Annotated in this window: 15 protein-coding genes; 11 read left to right on the top strand and 4 right to left on the bottom strand. The window is 58.7% G+C overall.

The window, feature by feature from the left end:
* On the top strand, window positions 1–714 hold the full coding sequence (gene livF, locus FEM41_RS03900; protein WP_138094633.1) for a high-affinity branched-chain amino acid ABC transporter ATP-binding protein LivF: 714 nt from the start codon (window positions 1–3) through the stop codon (window positions 712–714).
* 40 nt (window positions 715–754) lie between these two features.
* Here livF and FEM41_RS03895 read toward each other — a convergent pair whose 3' ends face one another.
* The 3 genes from FEM41_RS03895 to FEM41_RS03885 form a co-directional block, all read right to left on the bottom strand.
* On the bottom strand, window positions 755–1,036 hold the full coding sequence (locus FEM41_RS03895) for a HigA family addiction module antitoxin (protein ID WP_138094631.1): 282 nt from the start codon (window positions 1,034–1,036) through the stop codon (window positions 755–757).
* Window positions 1,036–1,314 (bottom strand): type II toxin-antitoxin system RelE/ParE family toxin, encoded by a 279-nt coding sequence (locus tag FEM41_RS03890; RefSeq protein ID WP_138094629.1) that lies wholly within the window; start codon window positions 1,312–1,314, stop codon window positions 1,036–1,038. Before FEM41_RS03890 ends, FEM41_RS03895 begins: the two co-directional genes overlap by 1 nt.
* 150 nt (window positions 1,315–1,464) lie before the next feature.
* Complete coding sequence (locus FEM41_RS03885; RefSeq protein ID WP_138094627.1) at window positions 1,465–2,253, bottom strand: DeoR/GlpR family DNA-binding transcription regulator; 789 nt, start codon at window positions 2,251–2,253, stop codon at window positions 1,465–1,467.
* Between the two features lie 247 nt (window positions 2,254–2,500).
* Between FEM41_RS03885 and FEM41_RS03880 the strand changes: the two genes are divergently transcribed.
* From FEM41_RS03880 to ugpQ, 10 genes are all read left to right on the top strand, one after another.
* Window positions 2,501–3,304, top strand: coding sequence for a transketolase (locus FEM41_RS03880; protein ID WP_138094625.1), 804 nt, complete (start codon window positions 2,501–2,503; stop codon window positions 3,302–3,304).
* Between the two features lie 2 nt (window positions 3,305–3,306).
* Window positions 3,307–4,230 carry a transketolase family protein gene (locus FEM41_RS03875; RefSeq protein WP_138094623.1) on the top strand — a complete coding sequence of 308 codons (924 nt, stop codon included), beginning with the start codon at window positions 3,307–3,309 and terminating at the stop codon, window positions 4,228–4,230.
* 14 nt (window positions 4,231–4,244) lie between these two features.
* Entirely contained in the window at window positions 4,245–5,042 is a 798-nt protein-coding gene (locus tag FEM41_RS03870; RefSeq protein ID WP_138094621.1) for a GolD/DthD family dehydrogenase, read from the top strand.
* Between the two features lie 61 nt (window positions 5,043–5,103).
* A complete protein-coding gene (locus FEM41_RS03865) occupies window positions 5,104–6,036 on the top strand; it encodes a D-ribose ABC transporter substrate-binding protein (RefSeq protein WP_138094619.1) in 933 nt (310 codons plus the stop codon).
* 43 nt (window positions 6,037–6,079) lie between these two features.
* Entirely contained in the window at window positions 6,080–6,712 is a 633-nt protein-coding gene (locus FEM41_RS03860; RefSeq protein ID WP_138094617.1) for a DUF2291 family protein, read from the top strand.
* Window positions 6,709–8,241: a sugar ABC transporter ATP-binding protein gene (locus FEM41_RS03855; RefSeq protein ID WP_138094615.1), complete on the top strand. Its 1,533-nt coding sequence runs from the start codon at window positions 6,709–6,711 to the stop codon at window positions 8,239–8,241. The genes FEM41_RS03860 and FEM41_RS03855 overlap by 4 nt, the downstream gene beginning before the upstream one ends.
* A gap of 18 nt (window positions 8,242–8,259) precedes the next feature.
* On the top strand, window positions 8,260–9,327 hold the full coding sequence (locus FEM41_RS03850) for an ABC transporter permease (RefSeq protein ID WP_138094613.1): 1,068 nt from the start codon (window positions 8,260–8,262) through the stop codon (window positions 9,325–9,327).
* Entirely contained in the window at window positions 9,320–10,861 is a 1,542-nt protein-coding gene (locus FEM41_RS03845) for an FGGY family carbohydrate kinase (protein WP_138094611.1), read from the top strand. The genes FEM41_RS03850 and FEM41_RS03845 overlap by 8 nt, the downstream gene beginning before the upstream one ends.
* A 16-nt stretch (window positions 10,862–10,877) precedes the next feature.
* Window positions 10,878–11,675, top strand: a complete 798-nt coding sequence (locus tag FEM41_RS03840; protein ID WP_138094609.1) for a glucose 1-dehydrogenase — start codon at window positions 10,878–10,880, stop codon at window positions 11,673–11,675.
* 56 nt (window positions 11,676–11,731) lie between these two features.
* On the top strand, window positions 11,732–12,478 hold the full coding sequence (ugpQ, locus tag FEM41_RS03835; RefSeq protein ID WP_138094607.1) for a glycerophosphodiester phosphodiesterase: 747 nt from the start codon (window positions 11,732–11,734) through the stop codon (window positions 12,476–12,478).
* On the opposite strand, the gene FEM41_RS03830 is transcribed toward ugpQ, so the two are convergent.
* Window positions 12,475–12,777, bottom strand: coding sequence for a DUF2756 domain-containing protein (locus FEM41_RS03830; protein WP_138094605.1), 303 nt, complete (start codon window positions 12,775–12,777; stop codon window positions 12,475–12,477). The genes ugpQ and FEM41_RS03830 overlap by 4 nt on opposite strands.
* Window positions 12,778–12,796: the final 19 nt, after the last annotated feature.

Here is a 12,796-nt window from a genome sequence, read left to right as displayed (position 1 = left end):
ATGGAAAAGACGATGTTGACTTTCGACCGGGTGAGCGCGCATTACGGGAAAATACAGGCGCTGCATGAGGTGAGCCTGACCGTTAACAAGGGAGAAATAGTCACGCTTATCGGCGCCAACGGCGCCGGGAAAACCACGCTGCTCGGCACCCTGTGCGGCGATCCCCGTGCCACTCACGGCACCATTGCATTCGACGGTAAAACCATCACCGACTGGCCTACTGCAAAAATTATGCGCGAGGCGGTGGCCATCGTGCCGGAAGGGCGGCGGGTATTCGCCCGGATGACGGTGGAAGAGAACCTGGCCATGGGCGGTTTCTTTAGCGACAAACAGCAGTACCAGGAGCGCCAGCGCTGGGTTTATGAACTGTTTCCCCGCCTGCTGGAACGCCGCACTCAGCGCGCCGGGACCATGTCTGGCGGCGAACAGCAAATGCTGGCCATTGGCCGGGCGCTAATGAGCAACCCGCGGCTGCTGCTGCTGGACGAACCTTCTCTGGGGCTGGCGCCGATTATTATCCAGCAGATCTTTGACACTATCGAACAGCTCAGACGTGAAGGAATGACCATTTTCCTGGTGGAGCAGAACGCCAATCAGGCTCTCAAGCTGGCGGATCGCGGTTACGTGCTGGAAAACGGTCGGGTGGTGCTGGAAGATACCGGCGAAGCGCTACTGGCTAACGAAGCGGTGAGAAGCGCTTATCTGGGCGGGTAATATAGCGATGCCGCTCTCTGGAGCGGCATCGTATTTTACTTTATGCCAGACGCCGTAGCTGTGTGGTATCGACGGCCTGGCGGGCCTGCCACAGATCATAATCAGCCTGTAGGCCGAGCCATATGCGATCTGAGCTGCCAATAACCGCTGATAAGCGCACTGCCATTTCCGGAGAGATCGCCGATTTTTCACTGAGCACCCTCTGGAGCGTGGAAGGGGCAACGCCGAGCTGGCCTGCCAGTTCGCGGGCGCTGATATTCAGCGCTTCCATGCTTTCGCGAATAAGGCATCCCGGATGAGGCGGATTGTGCATCGTAGACATTAGTGATAATCCTCGTAATTAACGACATAAACGTCGCCATCAGCCATTTCGAACGTGATGCGCCAGTTGCCGGTAACAGTGACAGACCACTGCCCCTGCCGGTTACTGGTCAGTGGATGAAGAAAGAATCCAGGCAGATCAATATCGTTAATGGTGGTTGCATGATTCAGAACCGCAAGGCGGTTGGCGATTTTATCTGCCTGTCTGGCGTTGATGCCGCTTGTAGAGCCTGTTTCAAAAAATCGCTTTAGTCCCTTATGCTTAAAGTTTCGGATCATTGTGTTACCTCCATGTAGGATTCATTAATTTTTAAAATCATCGCATATTACTTTCCGTGTAATACGGCTGGATGAGAGTATAGCGTGGTGATTCGTGTTGCGCAACGAGAATCATTTTCTGCGATCAAAAAGAGCGATACGCGATACCCTTCAGGCCACCAGCACCTCCACCCCCAGCGCTTCAAAGGCGCGGACTGACTCATCACTGATGCCGCTGTCGGTAATCAGATAGTGAATGCTGCTCCAGTCGCAGGGTAGGGCGAACATCGACACCTTGTCGATCTTGCTGGAGTCCGCCACCACGTAGACCGTTTTCGCCGAACGGATCATCGCACTCTTCACCTTAATATCGGTTTCGCTGGGAAAGCTCAGACCCATACGCGGCGAGATGGCCGCGGTGGCAAGAAACAGCTTTTCGGCCAGCACATTTTCGAAAAAGCTGGCGGCCTTTTCGCCAGAGGTGGAGAGGGTCGGAAACTTAAAGGTGCCGCCGGTCAGAAGGATGTTGATGCCGGGCTCGCCACCCAGCTTCAGGGCGATATTTACCGCGGTCGTGGTCACCGACAGGCGGTGAATATGCTGCATATGTTCGACAATGGCGGTGGTGGTCGTACCGGAATCAAAGATCACGGTATCGCCATTTTCGATCTGTTGGGCAGCCAGTCGGCCGATGGCGTCTTTCTGTTCCAGATGAGTCTGGCGTTCCAGCAGTAACGCCCCGGTATTCTGTTTGCCGGTCACCAGTGTGGCGCCGCCGTAGTAGCGCTGCACAAAGCCCGCCTTCTGTAGTTCACGCAGATCGGTACGGATAGTCGCTTCCGTCAGACCAAAGGTTTCCGTTAACTGCTTCACGGAAGCCGTGCCATCTTCACGGATCATCTCAAGGATCTTATCCCTGCGCTGCTGCATATCCGCCAGTTGTTCGGTCTTGCTTTTCAATCGAAACGCTCCTTTCTGTGAACGTAATGAAGTGGTGCTCTTTTCCGTGCTCCGCAGTTTAGCGCTGCGCTGTAAGGAAAGCGAATTTGCCGTTTTATTACCGTCATATTTTCGAATGATTTTTGTTTTATATTTGATCAACGCCACAGAATCGGCTAAATAAACCATATACATTTTCGATCGAAAATCAAATGAAAGCGATCGAAGCGAATTCTGTCATCACGATCGTTAAGATCCGGAGGTAAACGTGGACCTACAGGCAATCAAACAGACGGCGCGTCAGGCCCGGCGCTATGTGCTGGAAATGAACCACAGAGCAGGCAAGGGGCACACCGGGGCCGATCTCTCAGAGATCGACATTCTCTGCACGCTGTATATGGCGGTAATGGATCGCTCAGGACCGCGTCCGGACCAGGATCGTTTTATTTTGTCCAAGGGGCACGGTGCCGGCGGCCTTTACTGCAGCGCGGCGGCGATGGGGCTGCTCGACCCAGGGGTACTGACGCAGTTTATGGGGGATGACACCTTACTGGCCGGGCATCCGGTGCGTCAGAAGCTGCCGGATCTGGTCGAGATTAACTCCGGCGGCCTGGGCCATGGCCTGCCGATTGCGGTCGGACTGGCATTGGGCAATAAGCTGGCCGGTCGCGGTCACCGCCGGGCCTTTGTTCTGCTGGGAGATGGCGAACTGGCGGAAGGCTCCAATTGGGAGGCGGCGATGTCTGCCAGTAAGTTCCGGCTCGACAACCTGGTCGCCATTGTCGATCGCAACCGGCTGCAACTGGCCGGGGCCACCGAGGAGATCATGCCGCTGGAGCCTTTGGGCGAAAAGTGGCGCGCCTTTGGTTTCGAAGTGCTGGAGTGCGACGGACACAACCCGCTGTCTATTTACCAGGCGGCGACGGCGCCTTCGATGGATAAACCGCGCGTCATTCTGGCCAATACCGAAAAGGGCCACGGCATTTCCTTTATGGCGAATGTTCCCGCCTGGCATCACGCCGTACCTGATGATGAACAGCTTGCCCAGGGGCTGGCGGAACTGGAGGACTAACCATGCAAGATTTACGTGATGCAGTGATTGCAACCTTACTGGAAGCCCAGCAACAGGGGGCCAATCTGAACGTAATGGTGGCGGATTCCACCTCCACATCGAAAATCGCGCCCTTCGAAAAGGCGTACCCCGACAGGGTCGTCAACGTGGGGATTGCCGAACAGAACATGGTCGGTATGGCGGCGGGTATAGCCCTGAGCGGACGCACGGTTTTTACGGCCAATGCCGCCCCCTTTCTGCTGGCGCGCTCCAACGAGCAGGTGAAGAACGACATTTGCTATTCCGATACCAATGTAAAAATGCTGGGGCTGAATGCCGGTTTTGCCTACGGCCCGCTGGGGGCCACCCACCACTGCATGAACGATATCGCCATTGCCCGTAGCTTCGGCAACCTGCAAATCTTCGCTCCTGCGGATGCCAGCCAGGCCAGGGAGATTACCCGCCATGCCATTGCTCATCAGGGGCCGGTCTATATCCGGATGGACAGCGATAAGCTGCCGGTGCTGCATGACAACGACTGGCGCTTTACGCCGGGTAAGCCGGTGGTGTTGCAGGAAGGGGGCGATGCAGTGGTGTTCTGCCTGGGCACCATTGTGCACGAAGCGCTGGCCGCCTCCCTCCCCAATGTCACCATCGTCTCTCTGCCTTCGCTATGGCCGCTGGACGAACAGGCGATCGTCGCGCTCATTAACGCGCATCCACATGCGATCGCGGTAGAAGAACACGTTCTTAGCGGTGGCCTTAGCAGCATTATTGGTGAGATTCTGCACAAATATCGCCTGCCTCAGCGCTTCACGCCGCTGGGCGTACCGCCCTATGAGTTTACCCACAGTAGCAGCCGTAAAGCGCTGCGCCGCCAGTTCCGCATTGATGCACAGGGGCTGCGTCAGGTGCTGGAGCAGGTTGCGACTTCCCCCCTGGCTTGATTAAGGAGACAACAATGAGCGGTGAATACGACGTCAACCTGCGCTACGGCGTAGATACCTCCGGTGATTTGAGCGACAAAGTGGCGGTGGTGACCGGTGGTCTGGGCGGAATCGCTATGGCCAGCAATGAGATGCTGCTGGAAAAGGGCGCCAGGCTGGCGCTGCTTTATCCGGGGTTCGAGCGTGAAAAGGCGCAGCAGGAGGCGGAGCGCTTCGATGCTGACCGGGTGCTGTTCGTGGAGTGCGATGTCACTGACCCGGCCTCGGTCGAACAGGCGTTTGCACAAGTCGAGCGCCACTACGGGCAAATCGACATTCTGATTAACTGCGCAGGCTACGTCATGCTGCAACCGGTGCTGGAAACTGATATCGCCGAGTGGCGTAAGCAACTGGACGTGAATCTGACCGGCCCATTCCTGTGCAGCCAGGCGGCGGCCCGACTGATGGTGAAGGCCGGGCGCGGCGGCAAGATTATCAATATCGCCTCTCAGGCGGCATCCATCGCCATCGATAACCACGTGGCTTATACCTCCGCCAAAGCGGGGCTGCTGGGCATGACCAAAGTGATGGCTAAGGAGCTGGCCGCCTGGAATATCAACGTCAATACCCTTTCGCCCACTGTGGTGCTGACGCCGATGGGCGAAAAGGCCTGGCGTGGCGAGAAAGGCGAAACCATGAAGCAGCTAATTCCGCTGGGTCGTTTCGCCTACACCGATGAGATTGCCGCCGCCGTGCTGTTCTTCGCCGGTAACGGCAGCGACATGATTACCGGTGCCGATCTGATGATCGATGGGGGCTTCACCATCTGGTAAGCCCCGAAGTAACGCTGTTTCGCTGTACCCGACAATAACGATATTACAGAGAGAACATCTTATGAAATTGCGTTTATTACTTACCGCGGCGGCTGCCTGTACCCTCAGCCTGGCGGCTACCGCTGCAGAAAAAGGCACCATCCTGATAATGGTGAACTCCCTCGATAACCCCTACTACGCCTCAGAGGCCAAAGGCGCCAGCAGTAAAGCGAAGGAACTGGGGTATAAAACCAGCGTCCTTTCGCACGGCGAGGATGTGAAAAAACAGAACGAGCTGATCGATGCCGCCATCGGTAAGAAAGTTCAGGGCATTATTCTCGACAATGCCGACTCCACCGCCAGCGTAGCGGCCATTAAGAAAGCGAAGCAGGCCGGTATTCCGGTGGTGCTGATCAACCGGGAAATTCCGGTGGATGACGTGGCGCTGGTGCAGATCACCCACAACAACTTCCAGGCCGGTTCAGAGGTCGCCAACGTCTTTGTCGAAAGCATGGGCGAGCAGGGCAAATATGCCGAGCTGACCTGCAATCTGGCCGACAATAACTGCGTGACCCGCTCCCGTTCATTCCATCAGGTCATCGATCAGTATCCGGATATGGTGAGCATCGCCCGCCAGGACGCCAAAGGCACCCTGCTGGATGGCAAGCGCATTATGGACAGCATTCTGCAGGCCCATCCGGATGTGAAAGGGGTGATTTGCGGTAACGGACCGGTGGCGCTGGGCGCGATTGCGGCGCTGAAGGCCGCCGGGCGTAACGATGTGACGGTGGTGGGCATTGATGGCAGCAACGATGAACGCGATGCGGTGAAAGCCGGAACCCTGAAAGCCACCGTGATGCTGCAGGCCCAGGCCATCGCCGCTCAGGGGGTGATCGACCTCGACGCTTATCTCCAGAAAGGGGAGAAGCCCGCCAAACAGCGTGTGATGTTCCGCGGCATTCTGGTCGATAAGGACAACGCCAGTAAGGTGCAGGATTTTAATTTTGGGTCCTGAGGACCGGCTGTGGCGCCCCGTTCGGGGCGCAGAGGAGAAGAATATGTCCAGACAACTCTGGCTGGCGCTGGCGCTTATCGCGCCGGTGCTGGGCGGTTGCCGCATTGTCTCCCAGCAGGAGCTGGCGGATCTGAAAAATCCTCCCAATCCGCATATGGCGAACGTGGCGCAGACGTGGCAGCAGAGCCTGGTGCCGCAGGTGGTGAATGAGGCCCGTCCCGCCGGTGAACTGATGGCCGCGCTGCGGGCGGCGCCGGATTTCGATAGCGTCTGTAAACAACTGGGCTGGCGCAGTCAGGCCGAAAATCCCTGCGTGTTTTTCGTTAAGTTCAGCGGTGTGGTGGAAAAGGTGGATACCCGCTCGCGCAGCGGCAAAATGACGCTGCTGGCAAGTGACGGCACGCGGGCAGTCGTGCAATTGGGGCCGACCATTCGCGGCACCGCGCTGCGCGACGGCTACCGCAAGGTGAGCTACCAGGATTTTAACGATCAGGTACTGTTCGGCAGCTACAGCCGGGCGATTAACGATAAAGCTTCCGCCATGATGAAAGCGCTTGCGCCTGAGCCGGGTCAACAGATTACGGTGGATGGCGTCTTCAGCGCCTGGGATACGCCGGAACGGCTACCGGATATTACGCCCGCCCGGGCGACCCGTCAGCAAGGGGGACAGCCATGACGCAGCCTACTTCAACTCCCCAGGACGAGGTGATTCTGGAAACCCGCAACCTGTCCCGGATCTACCCCGGCGTAACCGCGCTGGATAGCGTTAATTACCGGGTCTATCGCAACCGGGTGAATGTGCTCATCGGCGAAAACGGCGCCGGAAAGTCGACGATGATGAAGATGCTGGCCGGAGTGGAAAGCCCTTCGTCCGGCGAGATCTGGCTTGATGGCGAGCCAGTTACCCTGAATTCGACCCACCAGGCGGAACGGCATGGCATCAGCATCATCTTCCAGGAGCTTAATCTGTTCCCGAACATGAACGTGATGGACAACATCTTCATCGGTAACGAGTTTTTCCAGCGCGGGCGGATTAACGAAAAGTACCAGTACGCGCTGGCGAAGTCGTTGCTCGAACGGCTGGAGCTGGATGTCGACCCTTATACGCCGTTGGGTGAACTGGGCATTGGTCATCAGCAACTGGTAGAGATAGCCCGGGCGCTCTCTAAAGACACCAGGGTGCTGATTATGGATGAACCTACTTCGGCCCTCAGCCAGTCGGAAGTGAAAGTGTTGTTTAACGTGATGGAACAGCTTAAGCGGCGCGGCGTCACCATTATCTATATCTCCCACCGGCTGGAAGAGCTGATGGAGATTGGCGATCACATCACCATCTTCCGCGATGGCCGCTTCATCTGCGAACGCGAGGTGTGCGACGCCAGCGTGCCCTGGATTATCGAACAGATGGTGGGCGACAAGAAAAAGCATTTCGACTATCAGCCCGCCGAACAAGGGGAGACAGCGCTGGAGGTCACGGGGCTGACCGCGCTACACCAGAACGGCGGCTATCGGCTTAATGACGTGACCTTCAGCCTGCGTAAGGGCGAAGTGGTGGGCATTTACGGTCTGCTGGGCGCCGGGCGTACCGAGCTGTTTAAGGGGCTAATTGGTTTGATGCCCTGTCAGGAAGGCAAGGTCGTGCTGAACGGTGAGGCTCTCGACGGTCTGAACTTCCAACAGCGCCTGAAGCGCGGCGTGGCGCTGGTGCCGGAAGACCGGCAGGGGGAAGGCGTGGTGCAGATGATGTCCATCAAATCCAATATGACCCTTTCCGACCACAGCCTGCGCGGCTTCTGGCATTCATGCTCCTGGCTGCGCGAAAACCAGGAACACGAGCGGGTTCAGGAGATGGTTCAGCGACTGGCTATTAAAGTCGGCGACAGCGAACAGCCCATCACCTCGCTGAGCGGCGGTAACCAGCAGAAGGTGGTGCTGGGCAAGGCGTTAATGACCCGGCCGGAAGTGGTACTGCTGGATGAGCCCACCCGCGGCATTGACGTAGGCGCCAGGACCGACGTCTACCACCTGATTGGTCAGATGGCGCGTCAGGGACTGGCGGTGATGTTCTCGTCCAGCGAACTTGATGAAGTGATGGCCCTTGCCGACCGGGTGCTGGTGATGGCGGATGGCCGCATTACGGCGGACCTGGCGCGAGCCGGGGTGACGCGTGAAAAGCTGATAGCGGCTTCGACGCCCCATGAATAATCAGCCAGGAGTGAAACAATGAACCAGAAATATCGGCTGTACATGACCTTGCTGAAGGCCCGAACCTTCATCGCATTGCTGATCGTCATCGGCTTTTTCAGCGTGATGGTCCCGAACTTCCTGACGCCCTCTAACCTGCTGATTATGACTCAGCACGTGGCGATTACCGGCCTGCTGGCGATCGGTATGACCCTGGTTATCCTGACCGGCGGTATCGATCTTTCCGTTGGGGCGGTGGCAGGAATCTGCGGCATGGTGGCGGGAGCGCTGCTCACCAACGGAATTCCTCTTTGGGGAGATAACATCCTGTTTTTAAACGTCCCGGAAGTCATCGTCTTTGTGGCGCTGGTGGGGCTGGCTATTGGTTTTATCAACGGTGCCGTCATCACCCGACTTGGGGTCGCTCCTTTTATCTGCACTCTGGGCATGATGTATGTCGCCCGCGGCGCGGCGCTGCTGTTTAACGACGGCAGCACCTACGCCAATCTTAATGGCGCCGAGGCGCTGGGCAACACCGGCTTCGCCTGGCTTGGTTCCGGTACGCTACTGGGCGTCTATTTCCCGATCTGGCTGATGGTCGGCTTCCTGGCGCTGGGGCTGTGGCTGACCCGCAAAACGCCGCTGGGCCGCTATATCTACGCCATCGGCGGTAATGAATCCGCCGCCCGCCTGGCGGGGGTGCCTATTGTGAACGTCAAAATCTTCGTTTACGCCTTTTCTGGATTGTGTGCGGCACTGGTGGGACTGGTGGTGGCTTCTCAGCTTCAGACCGCGCACCCGATGACCGGCAATATGTTCGAGATGGATGCCATTGGCGCCACGGTGCTGGGCGGTACGGCGCTGGCGGGCGGTCGCGGCCGGGTCTCCGGTTCGATTATCGGCGCTTTCGTCATCGTCTTCCTGGCCGACGGTATGGTGATGATGGGGGTCAGCGACTTCTGGCAGATGGTGATTAAAGGGCTGGTGATCGTCACCGCAGTGGTCATCGACCAGTTCCAGCAGCGGCTACAGAACAAAGTTCTGTTGCTGCGGCGTCATGAAAAGAAACAGGCGGTGGCGCCGGTGTCGGAGGTGAGTCATGGATAAGGATGTGATTGTCGCGCTGGATGAAGGCACCAGTAACGTTAAGGCGGTCGCCATCGATAGCCGGGGAGCCGTGGTTGCCACCGCTTCCCGGGGGCTGACGCTCGCCACGCCGCGGCCGGGTTGGGTGGAGCAGGATGGCGATGTGCTGTTCGCCGAATCCGTTGTGGTGTTACGTGAAGTGATTAGCGCGGTAGGGGAAGCCCGGGTTGCGGCGCTGGCAATCAGCAATCAGCGGGAAACGGCCATTGGCTGGGAGCGGGAGAGCGGTCAGCCGCTGGGCCCGGCGCTGACCTGGCAGTGCTCCCGCTCCGGCCCCTTCTGCGAACGGTTGCGGCGCGACAGGCTGGACGAAGTGATTCGTTCCACCACCGGTTTGCCTGTCGCACCGCTCTTTTCTGGCTCCAAAATGCGCTGGCTGCTGGATAACACGCCTCAGGGGCATGAACGTGCGCAGCGCGGTGAAATCTGCCTGGGCACCATCGATGCCTGGCTGCTGTGGCGTCTGACCGGCGGCGCGCAGTTCCGCTGTGATTACTCGAACGCCGCCCGCACTCAGTTACTCAACCTGCAAAGCCTGGCGTGGGACGACGCCATGCTGGCGCTGTTCGGCATACCGCAAGCCGCACTGCCAGAGATTTGCCCGTCGGCCAGCGAGTTTGGCGTCACCAAAGGCATAACGGGTATCGCTGACGGTATTCCGATCCTCGCTATGGTGGGAGATTCCCACGCGGCGCTGTACGGGCACGGACTGGGGCGCCCGGGAGGCATCAAAGCCACCTATGGCACCGGCTCTTCGGTGATGGCGCCGCTGCCTGCGCCGGATACCCGCATCACCCAGCTCGCCACCACGGTTGCCTGGCATGACGGCGAGCGAGCGGTCTACGGGCTGGAGGGCAATATTCCCCATACCGGCGACGGCCTGGCCTGGATGCTGCAACTGACCGGAATGAACGCGCTGGCCGATGTACAAAGGAGCGATGTGCTACAGAGTCTGCCAGCTTCTGTTCCTTCTACTGACGGTGTCTATTTCGTGCCGGCGCTGACCGGCTCCGGCGCGCCCTGGTGGGACGATCGCGCTCGCGGGCTTATCTGCGGGCTGAGCCGTGGTAGCAGCCCGGCGCATCTGGTGCGTGCGGCGCTGGAGGCCATTGCTTATCAGATAGCCGATGTGATCGACTCGATGACGCAGCATCCTGATTTCCACCTCAGTACGCTGATGGTGGACGGTGGGCCAACGCGCAACGGCTGGCTGATGCAGTTCCAGGCCGATCTGCTCAACTGCCCGGTGGCGCGCAGCGTTACCGCAGAGCTTTCCGCGCTGGGGGCGGGCCTGCTGGCACGGCGCGTGCTGGATGGTCTGAGCGATGAATCCCTGCAGGCGCTGTTACCGCAGCATGAGGTCTGGCAGCCCGATGCCGCCCGGCATCGGCGACTTCAGGAAAGCTACCAGGGGTGGCGCGAGGCGGTGAGCCGCACCCACTGGAAAAGCGAATCCGACACTCATTGCGCCGGGCGCTGCGGCGCCCCGGCCTGATACCAGGAGAAAGAGAATGCAGCGAAATTTTCATGGAAAAACGGTGGTGATCACCGGCGCCTGCCGGGGGATTGGGGCGGGGATCGCAGAGCGCTTTGCCCGGGATGGCGCGAATCTGGTGATGGTTTCCAATGCGGATCGCGTTTTTGAGACCGCGGCCGAAATCCAGTCGCGTTACGACGTCGCCATCCTGCCGCTGAAAGTGGATGTCACTGACGAACAGCAGGTTCAGCAACTGTATCAACAGGCTGCGGCGCGCTTCGGGGGCATCGATGTCTCGATTCAGAATGCGGGCGTGATTACCATCGATCGCTTCGATCAGATGCCGAAAGCCGATTTTGAGCGGGTGCTGGCGGTGAATACTACCGGCGTCTGGCTGTGCTGCCGGGAAGCCGCGAAATATATGGTGCAGCAGAACGGCGGTTGTCTGATTAACACCTCATCTGGCCAGGGGCGTCAGGGATTTATCTATACCCCGCACTATGCCGCCAGCAAGATGGGGGTCATCGGCATTACCCAGAGTCTGGCTCATGAACTGGCACCGTGGAACATTACCGTTAACGCCTTCTGTCCCGGCATTATCGAAAGCGAAATGTGGGACTACAACGATCGGGTCTGGGGCGAGATTCTGAGTGATGACCGCAAGCGTTACGGAAAAGGCGAGCTAATGGCCGAATGGGTGGAAGGTATCCCGCTTAAACGCGCCGGACAGCCGGAAGACGTTGCCGGGCTGGTCGCCTTCCTGGCCTCTGACGATGCCCGTTACATTACCGGCCAGACCATTAACGTCGATGGCGGTCTGATCATGTCGTAGCTTGCCGGATTCTGCGCTAAGCTCACGGACTCCCGAATTTGATACAGGAAGAGTCTGTGACATCGTGGAATTATGCAACCATCGCCGCCCATCGGGGCGGCGGTAAACTGGCGCCAGAAAACACCCTGGCGGCGATTGATGCAGGGGCCGCGCTGGGCCATCGCCTGTTCGAGTGCGACGCCAAACTGTCGAAGGATGGCCAGATCTTCCTGCTACATGACGATACCCTGGAGCGCACCAGTTCCGGCTGGGGCGTGGCGGGTGACCTGAGTTGGGAACAACTGCGGCAGGTCGATGCGGGCGGTTGGTTCAGCCATCGCTTTAAAGGGGAGCCGCTGCCGCTGCTTAGCGAAGTGGCTGAGCGCTGTCGTCGGCTTAACCTGCAAATTAATATCGAAATAAAACCCACCACCGGCTCCGAGGTGCAAACCGGGCGCGAAGTGGCGCTGGCAGCACAAAGGCTGTGGCAGGGCATGACGCCGCCGCTGATCTCTTCGTTTTCTATCGAGGCGCTGGCCGCGGCCCGCGATGCGGCGCCGACGCTGCCGCGTGGATTATTGCTGGAAAACTGGCGCGATGACTGGGCTGAACTGGCCCGCCGTCTGGAATGCGTGGCGATTCACGTCTGGCATCGGGACTTAACGGCCGAGCGTATTACTGCACTGAAGGCCAAAGGGTTGCGGATTCTGGCCTGGACGGTGAACAACCCCCGGCGCGCGGAACAACTGCTGCGCCAGGGGGTAGATATTATCTGTACCGACCGTATCGACAGGATTGGGCCGGACTTCGCCCGCCAGATTTAGCGCAGGTTGTTATGGTTATTTCCCGGCTGCGACTGGATAGTGCGTTCGCGGTTATCGCGTATCTGGTTTTGCAGCCGCTGTTGCTGCTGCTGCTGTTGATTCTGAATGCCCTGATTCAGCCTGCCCTGTTGCTGGATCTGTCGGCTTTGTGACTCCTGCTGCATTCGCTGCTGGGTCGGGTTATTCATCATCTGCTGATTACGAATCTGCTGGCGCTGGTGTTGCTGTTGCGGCGTCAGCGGCTGGGCCATGGCGGTCAGCGGCAACAGTAGCGCCGCGATAATTAATACGTTTTTCATCTGCGTTCTCCTTCCCGGA

Source organism: Jejubacter calystegiae, from assembly GCF_005671395.1.
Lineage (GTDB): Bacteria > Pseudomonadota > Gammaproteobacteria > Enterobacterales > Enterobacteriaceae > Jejubacter > Jejubacter calystegiae.
This window is presented reverse-complemented; position numbering and strand designations above follow the sequence as displayed.